The sequence below is a fragment of the Pseudomonas siliginis genome (genome assembly GCF_019145195.1).
In the GTDB taxonomy this organism is placed as follows: domain Bacteria; phylum Pseudomonadota; class Gammaproteobacteria; order Pseudomonadales; family Pseudomonadaceae; genus Aquipseudomonas; species Aquipseudomonas siliginis.
This window is the reverse complement of the sequence record NZ_JAHSTW010000003.1, coordinates 340,292-358,482: the sequence shown is the minus strand read 5'-3', so window position 1 is coordinate 358,482 and position 18,191 is coordinate 340,292. Positions and strand designations below refer to the sequence as shown.

Annotated in this window: 14 protein-coding genes; 8 read left to right on the top strand and 6 right to left on the bottom strand. The window is 59.2% G+C overall.

Translation table 11 applies throughout. The features are described from left to right. Positions 1–21 precede the first annotated feature (21 nt). Entirely contained in the window at positions 22–7,383 is a 7,362-nt protein-coding gene (locus KVG87_RS09020) for a dermonecrotic toxin domain-containing protein (RefSeq protein WP_217850304.1), read from the bottom strand. Between the two features lie 157 nt (positions 7,384–7,540). Here KVG87_RS09020 and KVG87_RS09015 point away from each other — a divergent pair, with 157 nt between their 5' ends. From KVG87_RS09015 to KVG87_RS09005, 3 genes are all read left to right on the top strand, one after another. Further along, entirely contained in the window at positions 7,541–7,759 is a 219-nt protein-coding gene (locus tag KVG87_RS09015) for a DUF2970 domain-containing protein (RefSeq protein ID WP_041478699.1), read from the top strand. Positions 7,760–8,231: 472 nt separating this feature from the next. After that, positions 8,232–9,890, top strand: a complete 1,659-nt coding sequence (locus tag KVG87_RS09010) for a nitrite/sulfite reductase (RefSeq protein ID WP_122692730.1) — start codon at positions 8,232–8,234, stop codon at positions 9,888–9,890. Beyond that, positions 9,874–10,368: a DUF934 domain-containing protein gene (locus KVG87_RS09005; protein ID WP_217850303.1), complete on the top strand. Its 495-nt coding sequence runs from the start codon at positions 9,874–9,876 to the stop codon at positions 10,366–10,368. Before KVG87_RS09010 ends, KVG87_RS09005 begins: the two co-directional genes overlap by 17 nt. Before the next feature lie 65 nt (positions 10,369–10,433). Here the strand turns inward: KVG87_RS09005 and sohB are convergent, their stop codons facing one another. Continuing rightward, positions 10,434–11,465 carry a protease SohB gene (gene sohB, locus KVG87_RS09000; protein ID WP_016774479.1) on the bottom strand — a complete coding sequence of 344 codons (1,032 nt, stop codon included), beginning with the start codon at positions 11,463–11,465 and terminating at the stop codon, positions 10,434–10,436. A gap of 204 nt (positions 11,466–11,669) precedes the next feature. Between sohB and KVG87_RS08995 the strand changes: the two genes are divergently transcribed. Both KVG87_RS08995 and KVG87_RS08990 read left to right on the top strand, forming a co-directional pair. Next, positions 11,670–12,380 (top strand): histidine phosphatase family protein, encoded by a 711-nt coding sequence (locus tag KVG87_RS08995; protein ID WP_041478696.1) that lies wholly within the window; start codon positions 11,670–11,672, stop codon positions 12,378–12,380. Between the two features lie 63 nt (positions 12,381–12,443). Next, complete coding sequence (locus KVG87_RS08990) at positions 12,444–12,761, top strand: SCP2 sterol-binding domain-containing protein (protein WP_016774477.1); 318 nt, start codon at positions 12,444–12,446, stop codon at positions 12,759–12,761. 105 nt (positions 12,762–12,866) lie between these two features. Here KVG87_RS08990 and KVG87_RS08985 read toward each other — a convergent pair whose 3' ends face one another. Next, entirely contained in the window at positions 12,867–13,361 is a 495-nt protein-coding gene (locus KVG87_RS08985) for an RES family NAD+ phosphorylase (protein ID WP_016774476.1), read from the bottom strand. Further along, positions 13,358–13,834, bottom strand: a complete 477-nt coding sequence (locus KVG87_RS08980) for an MbcA/ParS/Xre antitoxin family protein (RefSeq protein ID WP_217850302.1) — start codon at positions 13,832–13,834, stop codon at positions 13,358–13,360. The genes KVG87_RS08985 and KVG87_RS08980 overlap by 4 nt, the downstream gene beginning before the upstream one ends. 350 nt (positions 13,835–14,184) lie before the next feature. On the opposite strand from KVG87_RS08980, the gene KVG87_RS08975 reads away from it, so the two are divergent. From KVG87_RS08975 to KVG87_RS08965, 3 genes are all read left to right on the top strand, one after another. Beyond that, positions 14,185–15,048, top strand: coding sequence for a LysR family transcriptional regulator (locus KVG87_RS08975; RefSeq protein ID WP_056785192.1), 864 nt, complete (start codon positions 14,185–14,187; stop codon positions 15,046–15,048). Positions 15,049–15,159: 111 nt separating this feature from the next. Next, on the top strand, positions 15,160–16,305 hold the full coding sequence (locus KVG87_RS08970; RefSeq protein ID WP_217850301.1) for a sterol desaturase/SRPBCC family protein: 1,146 nt from the start codon (positions 15,160–15,162) through the stop codon (positions 16,303–16,305). Beyond that, positions 16,302–17,378, top strand: a complete 1,077-nt coding sequence (locus KVG87_RS08965) for an SMP-30/gluconolactonase/LRE family protein (protein WP_217850300.1) — start codon at positions 16,302–16,304, stop codon at positions 17,376–17,378. The genes KVG87_RS08970 and KVG87_RS08965 overlap by 4 nt, the downstream gene beginning before the upstream one ends. Positions 17,379–17,486: 108 nt before the next feature. Here the strand turns inward: KVG87_RS08965 and KVG87_RS08960 are convergent, their stop codons facing one another. Both KVG87_RS08960 and KVG87_RS08955 read right to left on the bottom strand, forming a co-directional pair. Next, a complete protein-coding gene (locus KVG87_RS08960) occupies positions 17,487–17,651 on the bottom strand; it encodes a hypothetical protein (protein ID WP_165368399.1) in 165 nt (54 codons plus the stop codon). Between the two features lie 99 nt (positions 17,652–17,750). After that, complete coding sequence (locus KVG87_RS08955) at positions 17,751–18,005, bottom strand: DUF465 domain-containing protein (RefSeq protein ID WP_041478686.1); 255 nt, start codon at positions 18,003–18,005, stop codon at positions 17,751–17,753. Positions 18,006–18,191: the final 186 nt, after the last annotated feature.

Genomic DNA, 18,191 nt, shown 5'->3' with positions numbered 1-18,191 from the left:
CTCCCAGGTCTGCTTGATCAATCAGTCGCGGCGCCACGAAGGTCCGGGTTTCGGTGAAGACGGGGTCGATGGCGACGGTCCCGCATCCTGCGACGCCAGGCTCTCCAGTTCTGTGCGAGTCAAAGCCTTGAGCTTCTCGATAAGCGCCTCCGCCCTTTCGATTTCAAGCACTCTCATCGCGTCCAGATAATCGCTGTTTTCTTTATCGGGGTAGGCATCCTCGACCGCTTCGTGCCGCTGGGTGGCGTCGCGCTCGAGAGCCTCGAACGCCGCGACGTGGCGATCCTGCAGATAGCGGATCCAGTAGTCCCGCGCAATCAGATCTTCCAGAAACAGCGGTGATGCCTCGTCCGCGAGAACCGAGGCTTGCGCGTCGAGCAATCGCTGCCCGCGAATCGGTGAGGCGTACAACATGTGTTCGGGTTGCGCCGGCAACTCCAGGTCGTCCGGCCAGCCGCGTGTCATGGCGATGCGGTATTGCAGGCGGACTTCCGCGCGATCCTTGTTCCTGGCGGCGGCTTCGGCCAGTCGATCCACCCTTTCCAGGCGAAACAGCCGTCGAGTCAGATCAAGCAGCGCTCTGCCGCGTTGCAGCTGACGATGCCGGGGAATGTCGCGCAGAGCGTTGTATTCATAGACGCGGGTCTCCAGTTCGCTGAACGACAGGATCCGGCCATCAGGGCACGTGCCGTGGGTTTCGGCGTTGAAAAACAACAGCTCGCGCAGTTCAGCGTTTTCCGTGGCAGCCTGGATCACTTGCCAGACCCGGTGGGTCAGATCGGCACCGGCAAACCTGAATTCCAGGGTGTCGGGCAAGGTCGAGAGCAAATGAAAGAACGCCTCATGGTTGGCCTGTCGAGCCAATTGCAGCCATAGCGCTTGCCGCGCAGCACGCGCATCTGCATGGGTATAGGTCATCCAGGTTTCCATCGCCGGCGCCGCCACATCCTGCGCCGGATTGGCAATCACCTCCGCTGCTTCCACAGCGGCATGCGCATCCACGGACCTGCTAGCCCCACCACCTCCGCCACGCGGATCATCGCCGTCGTCGCTATCGGAGCCTGAGCCTGAGCCCGAGCCCGAGTCCGAATCCGATTCGGAACTGGTACCGCTTTCCGAGTCGCTCATACGCTCGGCGATCAAACGCTGCAATGACTCGGGCGTGTAGCCGAGCACATCACCTGCGCCATGCGCGAAGCTGTAGTCCCTGATCTGCTCAAATGCGTTAAGTGACAGCGAGTTTTCCGACAGATCGGTGCCCGCCACAAGCGCCTCGTGATTGCCGCCCAACAGCCGGTCCGGGAAGACCATGATGTTGTTGCCCGACAGGTCCAGCCTTTGCAGAGGGGCCAGTTCAAGTACGCCTTCAGGCCAGAAATCCAGACCGTTCTGGGCGAGGTTGAGGGTTTCCAGACGGCTGAAGGTTCTGGCGCTGAACTCTTCCAGCTGATTGTGGCTGAGGTCGAGCCAGCGCAGCCGCGCCCCGCTCGCGTGCTGATACACGCTTTGCGCCACGGCCAGCCGATTACCGCTCAATTCCAGCCGCTCGAGCCGGTTCAGACTGGCGACAGCTTCCGGCAGATGTACCAGTCCATTGCCATTGAGCATCAGAGTGGTCAACTCCGGAAACGCCGGGCAGAAGAGATTGAAACTCTCGACGGAAAATTTTGCCCCGGTCAGGTCCAGCGTTAGCACATGGGAAAACACGTTTGACAACACGGGCAAATCACCCATGCCGCTCGCAGAAAGGCTCAGCGTCCGCCCGGCGGATTCGGTGTGGCCAGTAAGCCCGTCCCGCCAGCAAGCGCGGATCCTGGTCGCGTCGAAGAACCTTGCAGATGGCGACGTCCTTTCACCAGACCCTTGCGCCGGATTGAAGATCCAGCCGTTCAACTCACGCGTCAACGTCTCGTTACTCGCTCGCCACTGGGTCAGTCTGCCCACCATCTGCTCAGTGGACAGACCCTCATTGCGTAAACGCTCAACGCTGGCCTGGGCATTTTCAAGCGAAAGTGACGGAAAGATTTCCACCACGGTACGGGTCATGTCGGCGCCTTGCGTAATGGCCGCGGCAGATGGCAGCGGCAATAGATGAGCGGCGCGATTCAGTGCCGTGTCAGGCGTGGCACTGCTGGAACTGGCGAGTAACGATGCCGATTGCGATTCGAACCGTTGCAAAGCGCCGTCGGGCAAACCCAGGGCCTTTTCAATACGTGTCTGCGCCGCCCTTAAGCTCGCTTCGCCGTTGCCACTGAAGAGGTTGTTCAACAGGCGGGTCTTGAGCAGCACCACGTCGTTGGCCAGCACGTGTTCGGGGAGCGAACCGATGGTGTTATGACGCAAATCCAGGGCCTGCAAATGCGCCAGGTTCTCCGCCCCCTTGGGCCATTCATTGAGCCCGCCTGAGCTAAGATTCAGTGTCTTCAGCCCGGTCAGGCGAGAAACGTCCAGTGTGTCGAGCCGATTGAGCCGGGCATTGAGATGTTCCAGACTGCTCAGCGCGTCGAATTGGCCTTGAACCTCAGGGGTCACGACAATACGGTTGAAAGACAGGTCCAGCTGTGTGAGCTGCGGTAAATCGGCTGGCCGAACCGGCACTTCGCTCAATCCGCAGGAGGTGATTTCCAGGCTTGTAACGCCACTGAATGCCTGGAGAAAGCCGCGAATCTGTTCGATCGGCACACTCAACCGGTCCAGCCGAACGTTTTGCACATGAGCAAACGTACCGGCCGGCAATTGCGGCAGCTCACTGACCGACTCCGCGCCCTGCGCCCAAGCGGTGTCGACCAGCTCAAACACACTTGCGTCGTCGAGACCGCTGCCGGATGTCCAGTCCATCGCATTGAACGGACGAACATCGTCATTCAAGCGATAACGCCTGCGTATGGCGGCGCGCCAGTTTTTTTCCAGGGCACGAACCACCCGGGCATTGGGTGGCGTCTGCCAGCGTGCTGCCGGCGTCGCATTACGCAATCCTCCGGATGCGGTGGCCTCGTAGAACTGGCGGAAAATTGCGCTGTGCTCCACTCGCAGAATCTCCACGGCTTTGAGCCGGGTTTCCGGAGTATTCCAAAGGCTCATGATGCGCTGAGGTAATGGATTGAGACGGCCGGCCTCGCCTGTGAGGAACTGCAGTTCCCCGGCGCAGTAGCGGCGGACCATCGAGTCCAGATCAACCAGATGCCCCCACTCCCCCATGTAGCTTTTCACGTAGTCGTAAGCAGGTTTGAACGCTTCATGGGAAAACTTCGACCAGTCCAGGGACAAACCGGCCCAGAGTTTCTCGTGCCCGACATAGAGGGTCTGTGGAAGGGACGCGATGGCGGTCTGCGTCAGATCCAGACGTTCCAGCTCAGGCAGTCGTTCCACATAAGCCGGCCACTGCGTCAGGCCCGGCGCTTCAATCTTGAGTTTTTTCAGTCGTTCAAGGGGAGCCAGATCCAGGTCAAGCGGGCTGCCTGCGCCGCCGGGAAAATCAAGATGAAGCTCCTCAACGGCGGTCAAGCTGCGCAATCTTGTCGACAGATCGGCAGCCATCACCCTGGCTGGGGTTCGTAACTTGAGCTTTTTCAACCCAGACATGCGCGTCACGCTCAGGGGCAAGGTCGTCAATGACTGCTCCTGCTCCATGTACGCGCCAAACAGACTGCCTCGCTCTCCCAGCGATAACTTTTCGACGTTGGCAAATCGCGCCAGGAAGGCGTCAGCATTGGCGTCGGTCAGGCCCCCACCACCAATCGAAAGTTCACGCACATGAGCAAAGTCGGCGGTCAGCTCTGGTAGAGGATCGTAGGTGAGAATCGACAGCTGATCGGCACCCGCGAGCCCAGTGGACAAAGCGTTGCGCCAGCAGGCTTTCAGCGCTTGCGCGGCGAGAAACCTGTAATTTGTTCCGGAGCGTTCCCAGGGCGCCGCAGCCGCTGTGCCTGCCCATTCATCCAGTGTCGCCTTCAGTTGTTCCCACTCACGCCGACGTGATTGCAACAGCTCGAAAATGGCGCGGTTGTCTTTTCCTGCCCGGTATTGGTCAAGTAGGAAGCCGTGAGCCAGTTCGTCGCTCAGTTGCGGGTAGAGATCCTGCACATGAGCCAGCAGGTTCGGTGCCGATCCCGCGCCGCGTCCACTGGCGGGATAACCGATCAAGGTAGCGTTCACCCGCACCGGCGGCTTTATCCACTTGACCTGCGGCGCCAGCAGCGCGGGTGCGTCCGCCTGGTGCTGGTCGGCGTAATCGATGATCTTTGCTTGCAACCCGGTAGACTGGCCGACCTCAGGCACACCGAGGCTGCGGCGCGCGTGATCAGGCAGGGCATGCATGATCGACGAGTAAAAGTTGTCGCCGTTGCGAGGCAGGCTGTTGAGTGCCTCGCCGCGTTCGTTGAATGCTTGAAACTGAACGCCTTTTTTGATCAGGTATTTTTTCTCGCCGGCTGTTTCACTGCCGATGCTCTCAAGCAGCATGCCGGCGCCATCGCCTTCGCGAACCTCAATGCGAATACTGTCGGGCCACCCCGCCAATTGCTCGAGCGTGTGCAACGCCAGACGCCGGCTGTCCGCAGAAGCGACGTTTTCGCTGCGCAGACCGGCATAGGCCGCTACCTGTCGACTTTGATGCGCGTACCAGCGGGCTTCCTCCAGCAGGCGCAGCGGTACTCGTTGCCCTGAGCCGAGCCGCTCAAGATCATCGGGGCGACCATGGGCCAGCACCGTTTGCGCCGCCGGCTCACTGAGTCCGGGGCAGGCCTTCTGCAAACGCACAACCTGCGGATCAACGGGGTCGGTCCCCAGATAAATGCTGTCGTAAATCGCCGGCTGGCGGGTGTCTGCGTATTCGGCGATCTGCTTGCCAAACTCTGCAGGTCGGGCATCGCCCACGCGTGCTCCCTGCTCGCCGAGAAGCCGAGTGATTTCTGCCTCGTCCAGCGCTGCGAGAATACGTGCTGGCAGTTCGCCGCTGAAGATATCGGCCCGCGATATCTGAATGGGTGGCTTGACGCCGACGTCGCGAAACCGCCGCGCGGAGCCATACCTGACGGACTTGCCGGACAATTGCTCGCCGTCGAAGACTTCCAGCACCCGGTTCTCCGGCCATCGCGGCATTTCGGTGATCAGCGGCAACGCGTAGAGGTACAGTTCATCGATCGGTTTTGTCCCGCGCAACTGCTCGACAACCAGTGCCGCGTTGCCGTCTGCTTGCATCATGCGCATGGCCTGGGTCAGTTCCGGTGTCGGTAGCGCAGAATCGATGTGCATCTTGCGCAGGGCGGCGTCACTGACACCGCTGATATCGGCAGCCTTGATCAGCTGTTCATCGGAGAAGGCTTCGGTTGCATGGCCGATACGCCGCAGCAGGGTCAGACGATCCCAATCCTGCGGACGCTCCAGCGAATGACGCCAGGCACCGCGCCCATTGCTGTCGAGCACCGGCTGCCAGGCGTTGATGTCGGTCGGATGCCTGAGCCGCCATTTGCCGATCGATTCATCGAAAAACTGCTCGTAGACCTTGCCGCTCTGGCGAATATAGGTTTTGCCGTCAAGCACATGCTGGCCGGCACTGTTCGGACCGGGACTGACTGGCAGCGCGACAGCGGACTCGTAAGCCTTCAGGTCGGGTTTCCACAGTCGGGTTTCGCCGTTGGGCAACTTCACCGGATGCAGCCTTTCAATGACCGGCACGGCTTGGGCGCTGGCGATTTTCCGCACTCCCGCGCCCACACCTGCCATCAGCGCAATCTGCGCCAGGTTTTCTGCCACATCGATCAAATGATCCTTGGCCGCACGACGGTCGCCCTCGGCCCATTCAATTGCGCCCTCGAGCGTTTCAGAGAGCAATTGCCCGGCCATCACCACCATCATCACTTCACCCAATACAGGCACGAACATCGAAACCATGTTCAGACCAAGCATGCCGAGCTGCATCAGATGGGCCAGTTTGACGTCTCGTGCTTTCGCATCGACATCGGCAGTGGGTACCGCGTGACTTTTCGCGTCGGCCAACACCTTGGCGCGATTCTGCGCATAAAGGTATTGCCACAAGTCCTCGTTCGCCGCCCAAAGCCCTCGCCCCTTGCGTCCAACGGTTGACGGCGCGATGTAAGGATCCGCCACTGGCTCCCATTTGACCTGGCGTTCGGGTGGTACCTGCTGAATCCGGGTAAAGGCTGAACCGCCGGCCAAGCCCTGAAGCACCGACAGCCATGGCGAGCGCAGCAGATCCCAAGCATCGCCCGCTGAGTCGACTGCCTTTTGCCTGAACTGGCTGAAATAGTACGGGCGCTGATCATAGGGCAGGAACTGGCTTAAAAAACGCTGGTAGGCGGTGGGCTCTGCGCTTGTCGGTTGCGACGCATCACGTGCGGTGAGCAAGCGCTTGAGCTCTTCGCGCATTTGCTCGAACGTGTAGCGCTTGAGCGGATGTTCCGGGTCGTTGGGAATGTAAAGGATCAGTTCATCGGTGTATCGGTACTTTTCGCAGATGACGAAAGCCACGCACCCGGTCAGCCTTTTTTTCATCAGCCCGAGGTCCTGGAACCAGACTTGCTTGCGACCCATCCACGGGTGCATTTCGCCGTCGATGACCGAGAGGATCATCGCGTGATCTGCCGCCTCGATGTCATTGCGCAATAGCGCCTGTTCGGCTGCGGCGCGCATCGCTGCCTTCTGGCTGGCAATGAAGCGTTCGCTGAGCACCGCCTCTGCCACCGCGCCCCCCGGATAGAAAAATCCCTGCAGGTATGTCTGGTATTGCTGGCCTATATCCAGATTGCGGCAAAGGCGCAAAAACTGGCTGACCGTGAGGCCTGTGTCGACGTGATTGAACGTGTCCGCAGCAGGCGTCGCCACAACAAAACCGGAGCTCGAATGATAGGTCCCCTCGCATTCGTCAGCTTCGAAGTTGTGCAGCGAGGCTTCCAGCAGCGTGATCTTGAGAACCTCGAACGAGGCCAATACGGTTCTCTGAATACCCATTTCGACCGGGCGCCGCAGACATAACAGGGTTTTGTCTACATCGATGTCCAGCGCGTATCGGTCCTTCAAGGCTTTGATCAACAACGGCCTGGCGAATGTTTCGACATCCACGAATTTCGCCATGCTTTTGTCGAGACTGTTCTGGGCGATAACGCTGGCCTTGAAAGTCTCGTCGAGGGTTTTGCGCTGGGCCGGCGTCGCATTCTGGTACCAGGCCGGCAACGCGGTCGGGACCGCCTTGAGCGCTTCGCGCCGTTGCGGCGAAGCGCTGGTCAGCCATTGCGGGGCCGAGGCCTCGAGAAACTCGCCGTGCAGGCTTTGTGTTGCGATGAGTTTTGCAGACCGGTTGGGGGCTGCCGGCTGAGCGGTAGACGCAGGCTGCGTCGACACTGGTTCGGGGGGGATAACGTTCATGGTCACTCCTTTTTCATGGAGCGGTCAGCAAACCATGTCGCGTTATCGCTTCTGCGTTATCCGGGTATCGCTCAAACTTGTCCGGGCTGCTTCGATGGCATCCCGTACCCAGCGGATTGGCTATGCTTGAGGAGGATGACTTTTCGCAGAGGGATTTATGGACGATCCAATCGACAACAAACCGCCGAGTTTCTGGCAGATGCTGCACAGCGTCATGGCGGCGGCTTTCGGGGTGCAGAGCGGCAAGAACCGGGAAAGGGATTTTACCCACGGCAAACCCAGTCACTTTGTGATTCTCGGCGTTTTGTTCACGGCGGTGTTCGGCCTGACGCTGTTTGCCATCGTCAAGCTGGTGTTGTATCTGGCCGGGGTGTGATGGCACTGAACAGGTATCTGCTGCAGGTTATCCGGGCCTTGGGAGAAAGGCCCGGAAGCGCGGATGTTACTGGTGGCTGACCCAGAAGACCGCTGTTCCTACAACGAGAATGATCAGGAACAAAATGGCCCACGCGTCGACGCTACTGTCGCTTTTCCTGGCTTTGGTCGGGTTGCTCATTGCATCGCCTCTTGTCGGTTTTATCGGTGATTGCACAAAGACTCGATCACAGTTAAGACGATGATTGTCCGCACGACAAATGTGGATTAGATGATCGGCGTTCGCGTTAGGCGATTTGGTTCTTTACATATACTCAAACATCACTTTTGCGCATAACTGCAAACGGGTATATTGCCCCGGCTCCGTGACGGAGTGCGCGGCCGTGCGCGCAGAATTGCAGAGGCAATATCGGACTCCAGCAAGCGAAAACGCAGCGTTTTCCGAGAAGCCCAAGCCTGAGAACAGGACTTATATGTACGTATACGACGAGTACGATCAGCGGATCATCGAGGACCGCGTCAAGCAGTTCCGTGATCAGACCCGACGCTATCTGGCAGGTGAGCTGAGCGAAGAAGAATTCCGCCCCCTGCGCCTGCAAAATGGCCTGTACATCCAGCGTTTCGCGCCAATGTTGCGCGTGGCGGTGCCTTACGGCCAGCTCACTTCGCGCCAGGTGCGCATGATGGCCAAAATCGCCCGCGACTACGACAAGGGCTATGCCCACATCAGTACGCGGCAGAACGTGCAGTTCAACTGGCCGGCGGTGGAAGACATCCCGGACATCCTCGCTGAACTCGCGACCGTGCAGATGCACGCCATCCAGACCAGCGGCAACTGCCTGCGTAACGTCACCACCGACCAGTTTGCCGGCGTCGCCGCCGATGAAGTGATCGACCCGCGCCCATGGTGCGAAATCGTCCGTCAGTGGACCACGTTCCACCCGGAATTCGCCTACCTGCCGCGCAAATTCAAGATCGCCGTCAACGGTTCGACCAGTGACCGCGCAGCCATTGAAGTCCACGACATCGGCCTGGAACCTGTCTACAACGCTGCTGGCGAGCTGGGTTTCCGCGTGCTGGTCGGCGGTGGCCTCGGTCGTACCCCGGTGGTTGGCGCATTCATCAATGAATTCCTGCCTTGGCAAGACCTGCTGAGCTATCTCGACGCCATCCTGCGGGTGTACAACCGCTACGGCCGTCGCGACAACAAATACAAGGCGCGGATCAAGATCCTCGTCAAGGCGCTCACGCCTGAAGTGTTCGCGCAGAAAGTCGACGCGGAGATGGAGCACCTGCGCGGTGGCCAGACCACGCTGACCGAAGCCGAACTGCATCGCGTCGCCAAGCATTTCGTCGACCCGGACTACAAAACCCTCGACAACCAGACTACGCAACTGGCCGATCTGGACCAAGAGCATCCCGGTTTCGCCCGCTGGCGCAGCCGCAACACCCTGGCGCACAAAAAACCGGGCTATGTGGCTGTGACGCTGTCGTTGAAGCCGACCGGCGTTGCCCCGGGCGACATTACCGACAAGCAGCTCGACGCCGTCGCCGATCTGGCCGACCGCTACAGCTTCGGTCAACTGCGCACCTCCCACGAGCAGAACATCATTCTTGCCGATGTCGAGCAGAGCCAGTTGTTCACCCTGTGGGGCGAGTTGCGTGAAGGCGGTTTTGCCACGCCGAACATCGGCCTGCTGACTGACATCATCTGCTGCCCCGGTGGTGACTTCTGCTCGCTGGCCAACGCCAAGTCGATTCCGATTGCCGAATCGATCCAGCGTCGCTTCGACGATCTGGACTACCTGTTCGACATCGGCGAGCTGGACCTGAACATCTCCGGTTGCATGAACGCCTGTGGTCACCACCACGTTGGCCACATCGGCATTCTCGGCGTGGACAAGAAAGGCGAAGAGTTCTATCAGGTCTCCCTCGGCGGCAGCGCCAGCCGTGATGCGAGCCTGGGCAAGATCCTCGGCCCGTCCTTCGCACAGGAAGCCATGCCTGACGTGATCTCGAAGCTGATCGACGTGTACGTTGAACAACGTACCGAAGACGAGCGCTTCATCGACACTTATCAGCGTATTGGCATCGACCTCTTCAAGGAACGCGTCTATGCAGCGAATCATTAAGAACAACGAAGTCGTCGACGAAACCTGGCACCTGTTGCCGAAGGATTTCAATATCGATGAAATCAGCAACTGCGACGATCTGATCGTGCCGCTGCAGCTGTGGCGCGAGCACAGCCGCATGCTCCTGGCCCGAGATGGTGGCCTCGGTGTGTGGCTGGATGCTGATGAAGAGGCCGAGGAAATCGGTGAGGACGTCGCCAAGTTTCAGGTGATCGCCTTGAACTTCCCGGCGTTTACCGACGGCCGTAACTACTCCAATGCCCGTCTGCTGCGTGACCGTTATGGTTTCAAAGGCGAGCTGCGCGCGATTGGCGACGTGCTGCGGGACCAGCTGTTCTACATGCACCGCTGTGGCTTCGACGCTTTTGCCATTCGCGCGGATAAAGACCCGTACGAAGCACTGGAAGGTCTGAAGGACTTCTCGGTGACCTACCAGGCCGCCAGTGACGAACCGCTGCCGCTGTTCCGTCGGCGCTAAGCCAGCGGGTTTATTGCGGACACAAAAACGCCGGTCATTGACCGGCGTTTTTTTATGCCTGGTGTTTACCAGAAGCGTTGCTGAGTGAGGCGACTCCACCAGCTCAACAGCACGCGGTCTACCGAACCGCTGGCGGCCATGCCGATGCGTTCCTGCAGGCTTTTGCGCTCGGCGTAGTGCAGATGATAGACCTCCGCCTGTTTGGCTTTCTGCGCCAGGTATTCGTCGCTGGTCTTGAGCTCGTCCACCAGTTGGTTTTCCAACGCAGCGATACCGAGCCACACCTCACCGGTCGCCACCTCATCGATCGCCAGTTGCGGGCGATAACGGGCGACGAAGTTTTTGAACAAGCGATGGGTGATGTCGAGGTCTTCCTGGAACTTCTCGCGGCCCTTTTCGGTGTTTTCGCCAAACACGGTCAGTGTGCGTTTATATTCACCTGCGGTCAGCACTTCAAAGTCGATGTCGTGCTTTTTCAGCAGGCGATTGACGTTAGGCAATTGCGCGACCACGCCGATCGAACCGAGGATGGCGAAGGGTGCACTGATGATCTTGTCGCCGATGCAGGCCATCATGTAACCGCCACTGGCTGCGACCTTGTCGATACAAACTGTCAGTGGCACGCCCGCATCACGGATTCGCGCCAGCTGCGACGACGCCAGACCGTAGCTGTGCACCATGCCGCCGCCACTTTCCAGACGCAGAACCACTTCGTCCTTCGGCGTGGCCAGGGTCAGCAGTGCGGTGATCTCGTGGCGCAGGCTCTCGGTGGCGGAAGCCTTGATATCGCCGTCGAAGTCGAGCACGAACACCCGGGATTTGGTCTCAGGCTTGTTCTTCTGTTTCTTCGCGCTTTTTTCCGTTTTCGCTTCGCCCTTGCGCAATGCCTTGAGCTGATCCTTGTCGAGCAGGGTCTGCTCCAAGCGTTCACGCAGCCCCTTGTAGAAATCGTTGAGCTTGCTGACCTGCAACTGCCCTGCCGATTTGCGCCGGCCCTTGCTGCGCAACGCGGCGAAACTGGCGAGCACCACCAGAATCGCGATCACCAGTGTGACGGTCTTGGCCAGAAAGCTGGCGTATTCGGTGAAAAAATCCACAGAGACTCCTTAAAGCAATGCGTGACGGTGTATTACACGCGGAATGGCTCCAGCATACCCATGCGCCGGCTCGTCGGCCAGCCGTGAAACCTCTGGCAACACGCCTGTAACGGGCATTTCAAACAAGCGTATGTTTTTTCATTGACAGCCTTACGCCATCCTCATAACCTCGCCTGACCTTCAACGTACCGGGACGACGCGGACGTGGGCAGCATCTACTTGATACGACATGGCCAGGCCTCCTTTGGTGCAGACGATTACGACGTGCTGTCGCCGACCGGCGTGCGTCAGGCAGAAATCCTCGGTCAGCACCTCGCCGACCTTGGTATCAGCTTCGATCGTTGCCTTGCCGGTGATCTGCGCCGCCAACAGCACACCGCCAGCAGTGCACTGGAGCAATTCAGCGCCAGAGGCCTGCCGGTTCCAGTCCTTGAAACCGATTCCGCTTTCAACGAATTCGATGCCGATGCGGTGATCCGCGCCCTGCTCCCGGCCATGCTGCCGGAAGAACCAGAGGCCCTCGACATCCTGCGCAACGCCGCGCAGAACCGCGGTGAATTCCAGCGCATCTTCGCCCTGATCGTCGAGCGCTGGCTCGCCGGCACCTACGACACACCCGGACTGGAAAGCTGGCTGGGTTTCGTCGAGCGGGTTCAGGCCGGTTTGCACCGCATCCTAGACCTGGCGGAAAAGAACCAGAAAATCGCCGTGTTCACCTCCGGCGGCACCATCACTGCCCTGCTCCATCTGATTACGCAAATGCCTGCCAGACAGGCCTTTGAATTGAACTGGCAAATCGTCAACACCTCGCTCAACCAACTGAAGTTTCGTGGTCGCGAGGTGGCCCTGGCTTCCTTCAACAGTCACGCACACCTGCAACTGCTGAAGGCCCCGGAACTCATCACTTTTCGCTGAGTCCGGCTTACTGTGACCCTGGCTGTAACCACCCAGCTCCCATGACCAAGAAAGGATCGAACCATGACCTCCGTAGCTGATGCCGTAAAAGCAATGCAAGCCAAGTTCAACCCAGCCGCCGCTGCCGGTCTGGACCTGGTCTTCGGTTTCAACATCACCGACGAAGACAAGCAATACGCGCTGATCGTCAAAGACGGCACCTGCGACATCCAGGAAGGTGAAAACCCGGACGCCAACTGCACGCTGGTGCTGGACAGCCAGACCCTGAAAGACATCGTCAGCGGCGAAACCGACGGCATGCAGGCCTTCATGGGCGGCAAGCTGCGCGTTGAAGGCGACATGATGCTGTCGATGAAGCTGTCCGAGCTGTTCCCTTCGTAAGAAGCAGCCTGGTTCAAACAAATCCCGCCCTTCTGGCGGGATTTGTCGTTCATGCAAGGGGATCAGCGCAGGCCTCGGCTTCGCTCTCCGTTCGCGTAGGTACGATCAACCCTCCTGCAACAACCGCGTGTCCAGCCCAAACCGCTCTTGCGAAACCATCCTGAACTGACCCTCCGCCAGATCGCAACTCACCAGCAAATTCCACGAGTGTCGGGTGGCCACCGACGGCACCAGAACAAATGGATGTTCAGCCAACAGTGCATCGGCAAACTTTCGCTGGTTGGGTGAGGTTTTGATCGGGGTGAGCCAATGCGGATTGGGCACATCTTCCGGTTGCACGATTCTGACGCTGGCGTCGTGGGTGATTTCAAAACAGGTCAACACATAGGGTTCCTGATCAAGCGCATCGAAGCTGCCATGGGCGGCCACCTCCAGTATCGCCGTGGAGGGGTCGACCGACGCATAAACGACTCTGCGGCCGGGCGTATTCCAGCGACCGCCGTCCCGTTTCGACCCCAGGCCGCTGTCCCAGGTCTCGCTGTACACCTCGCGATCCAGCCGCCAGGCGTACCAGCGATCATCCCAGGGCAAGGGATTCATTGATAAACCCCGTATTTGATCTGGTTCAGATACTCCTCCACCATCCTGAAGCCCAGCGCATGTCCAACCAGATCAAGCGGCACATAACCGTAGAAGTAAGTAGCGCGTTGCTCCAGCCATGATTCGGCCTTGGCCTGACGCCCGAACACCTCGATGGCCAGTTCCAGCGCAGCGGCATATTGGTAGGCGATGACGCTCTGCGGCGTGTCCAGGCGCACCGACGCGCCTTCCTTGAGCAGACGTCGCACGGTTCTCACGGATTTGCCGGTGATACGTTTGACCATCTCTCCCTGTTGGTACAGCTCGGAGGTTGCGATCATGTTGACCACATCAAGCAGCTCAAATCCTTCGCTTGTGCAGCGCAGGATGAGCATCGGGTCGTCGCCGGTGTCCTGCCCACGCAAAAGCAGTTCCAGAGGCTTGCCCTCGAGCTTCCTCAAGCCCGTGAGCCGGGGCGCTTTGACGGTCGGCATGGCGACGTCCTCCGAGGGGCATCTCGCGCGGTCGTCGCGCCAGTAATGGCGAGGCGAGTAAGCAGGTGTATGGCTTTCAATCAGTGGGATTCGCATAGTCCATCCTTTGTCCAGGTCCAGAGCGATCTGTGCGCTCGATGACTTCAATGTCAGGACTGATCCTATAGATCCGGCGTCCGACGACCAACCTGAAAAAGTCGTCAGAAATATCCCCTCATCTGATCAAAACGTTCCTGTTTCCGTAGGACTTAAACGCAATTTTCAGCGGTTCAATCCGTTGTTGCTTTCAAGTTGGGGAGAGGGACTTTTGACTTACAATGCGCCCCACCTTCAGATATCGGCCCCGCCCCATGGACATCGACCTCGCCCGCACTTTCCTCGAAATCGTCCGCCACGGCAGTCTTGCCGCCGCCGCGCAGAAGTTGTTCGTCACGCAAACGGCGATCACCGCACGGGTGCAGAAACTCGAGGGCCAACTGGGCAGCACGCTGTTCGTGCGCAATCGCGCCGGGGCGAAGTTGACGGCCAATGGCGAAGCGTTCGTGGTCTACGCCAATCAACTGGTACAGACCTGGGAAGCCGCGCGCCGCGACTTGCCGCTGCCCGAGGGTTATCACAACGTTCTGCACATTGGCGGTGAGGTCAGCCTGTGCAACCCGTTGATGCTTAGTTGGGCGGCGGAACTGCGCGAGAAAATTCCCGGCCACGCACTGCGCATGGAAATTCGCGACGGCGAAAATCTTTTGCGTCAGCTCGAACTCGGTGTGCTCGATGCGGCGCTGGTTTATCAACCGGAATACTGGCCGGGATTGCAGGTCGAGCAAGTGCTGGAGGAAAAACTGATTCTGGTGCGCGCGCCCGAGCGTCCGGAGCCTTACGTCTACATCGATTGGGGACCGGACTTTCGTCGTCAGCACGACGCCGCCCTGCCGGAAAAAGCCAAAGCCGCGCTGAGCTTCAACCTTGGCCCGCTGGCCCTGCAATACATCCTCGAACATGGTGGCAGCGGCTATTTTCGCACCCGGGTCGTGCGCACTTATCTGGAGACCGGCGCGCTGGAAGCCGTCACCAAAGCCCCGGAATTCGGTTATCCGACCTATTTGGTGTACTCCCGCGATCGCGACTCGGCAGTGCTGCAACAGGCCTTCGATCTGTTGCGCGAAGTGATCCGCACCGATGACGACTGGTCGCAACGCTGGAATCCGTTGAGCTAACGGACAGCCTCAGTCCAGAGCATGGCGCTTAAGGCCGCAAGGTTCGCCCTGCACAAGTCAGCGGATCGGCTAATCTGCCGGGTATAACAACAATACCCGCAGGTGAAAGCGTTGAGGCAGACCACCGAGGCATTCCGCAGCCGCTACCGTGCGGCCATTCATCCTTTATACAACCCGTGGTTGCATGGCGCGTTCGTGTTGCTGTTCGGCATTTTCGCCGTCGCTGCGTTCTGGCGCACGGTGCATTCAGTGAGCTGGCTGGAATGGCTGACCGTGCCGCTGAGCCTGTTGTTGTTCAACTTCGGCGTGTACATGGTCCATCGTCATCTGGGCCATCACAAAAAAGCTTTCGCAAAGATGTTCTACGCACGACATGCCGGCGACCACCACAGCTTCTTCACCCCCGGCCATATGACCTACGACAGCGCGCGGGACTGGCGGGTGATTCTGTTTCCAGCCTGGCTGATCGTCATTCATACGCTGGTGATCACGCTGCCCCTGTGGTGGCTGCTCGCGCAGGTCAACGCCAATGTCGCCGGGCTTTTTGCCGGGTGCATGGTGCTCGGTTATCTGCTCTATGAGGTATTCCATGCCTGTGAACATCTGCCACCGCAAAATCCGTTGACCCGCTTGCCATGGATCCGCCAGATGCGCGGTCTGCACGAATTGCATCACCGCCGCGAGCGCATGCAGGAGCGCAATTTCAACATCGTTCTGCCCTTGATGGACTATCTGTTCGGCACGCTGTACCGCGAGCCGGAACCCGCCACTTTGAGTAATTCGCAAATGCCCATGACGCGTATTCAGCACCAGATCGATATCGCCGGCGAACCGGTCGCCGTGCTGGCTTATGCCGCCAGCGTCAGTCATTGGCCGGACTGGCATCCCTCCTCATTGAAGATTGACGGTCCGCAAGGTCCACTGCATGCCGGTGCACGTTTCGAAGAGGACATCCATGCCGGCGGACGTGCCGGTCACTTGCGCTGGGAGGTTACTGAATATCTGCCGGGCCGGCGCTGGTGCGCACGCGCGCAAAGTGATCAGGGCCTGTCCCTGCGTTTGACTTACGAGTCCTCGGCGGAGGCTGGCGGCACGCGTTTCGTGCGCACGCTGGAATATCGCTTTGACCGTTTGCTCATGCGTCTGGCCAATCGCCTGTTGCTCAAGCGTCGCATTGAGCGCGAGTCTGCCGCGTCCATGCTTGCCCTGCGCGACACGACCGCGCAGTACATCGGCGCGGCGAGGGCCAGCGCGTGAAATTACGTTATGTGTTGTGCCTGCTGATCACTCTCGTCATCGCCTTCTTGTTGTTGCTGCCAACCAAAGTCGAACCGGTAGCATGGACACCATCACCGGCGCCCTCGCTGAAAGAAGGCATCTACGCGGACAACCAGCGCCTCAAAGCTGTGGTGAAGGTCGGGCCGAGCGACATCGAAGGGCCTGAGGCGTTGCTGCTGGAAGACGAATTCCTCATCACCGGATTGCATGACGGCCGGCTCATCCGTAGTAGCCTCGACGGCACGCAGCGCAAGGTCCTGGCCGACACCGGTGGCCGTCCATTGGGCCTGGCCCGTCATCCGAACGGCATGCTGGTGATCGCCGATGCGATCAAGGGTTTGCTGTCGCTGGATGCACAAGGCCGCGTGATCCCCTTGACCACCGAGGCCAACGGCGTGCCATTTGGATTTACCGATGATGTGGCGGTCGACAAGTCAGGCCACTACGCCTACTTCAGCGATGCCTCGAGCCGCTGGGGCTATGGCCATGACGGTGAGGCGATCATTGAACACGGCGCCGACGGACGTCTGCTGCGCTACGACTTTCAAACCGGCAAGACCAGCGTCTTGCTCGACAAGTTGCAGTTCGCCAACGGCGTCACTCTTGGCCCCGACGAAGCCTATGTGCTGGTCAATGAAACCGGCGCTTATCGCATCAGCCGCTACTGGCTGAGCGGGCCGAAGGCCGGTACCCATGATGTGTTCATCGACAACTTGCCAGGGCTTCCGGACAACCTCTCGTTCAATGGCAGCAATCGCTTTTGGGTAGCGCTGTATGCGCCGCGCAATGCCTTGCTCGACGGCACGGCTGAACATCCGTTTTTGCGCAAGATGATCGTGCGGGCTTTGACGGTTTTACCCAAGCCTGTCGAAAAGCGCGGTTTTGTACTTGGACTGGATCTGGACGGCAAGGTGATTGCCAATCTGCAGGACGCGAGCGATGGCAATTATTCGCCGATTACCACGGTGCGCGAGTATGGGCAGTGGCTGTATTTCGGATCGTTGAAGGCCATGCATATGGGGCGAATGGGGTTGGATGCGGCGCTGAAGTGAGCCAGCGGGATTTGCATGTAATGGACTGACGTCTTCGCGAGCAGGCTCGCTCCCACAGGGGAAACGAAATCCAAATGTGGGAGCGAGCCTGCTCGCGAAGGCGGTCTGTCAGTTGCTGGACCGGTCGAACTTCTCCGGATCTTCATCCTCCGGCAGTTCCTTCACGGTTTTTTCCGGATGCGCAGTGGTATGCGCCGGGCTGTTCGGTTCAGGACGGGTAGGTATCGGGTCGAAACCACCCTGCTCTTCACTGGGGAATTTGGGGTCGTTCATAAGGCACCTCGCAACGAGTCGATGGTTTGCAGACTCTGCACATTGGAGGTGCCATTGGCCGTAGCCGTTCCCTTCAGAAAATGACCACGGGTCGGGGGACTACTGTCCCGTCAGCGGCTGCCCGGCGAGTTGAGCAACGATCTGTTCCTTGACGATCACGCGCTTCTCTTTGAGCTTTTTCAATTCGTCGTCAGTGGGGGCGTCTGACTGGGCGTTCTCGGCTTCGACCACGGCTTTATCCACGTCGAAATACTTGTTGAGCAGCGAATCCAGCTTCGGATCCTCGGAGCGTTTTTGCTCGATCTCTTCCTTCTTGCAGCCCAGGTCCTGATACAGATCATGTGAAACCGGCATGAAACACCTCCATCAAATTGATCGACAACCAGCGCGACCGATGCGCTGACTCTTTATCAGCATGGCCTTGCGCAATGGCTTCTGTCGACACCCTGTCAGACCAGCGGTTGCCGTTCGTCGCCCTGTCGTAAATGCGATAAAACCTTTGGCGTCTGCGCTCGCTCCATTGGATAACGCTCACAAAAA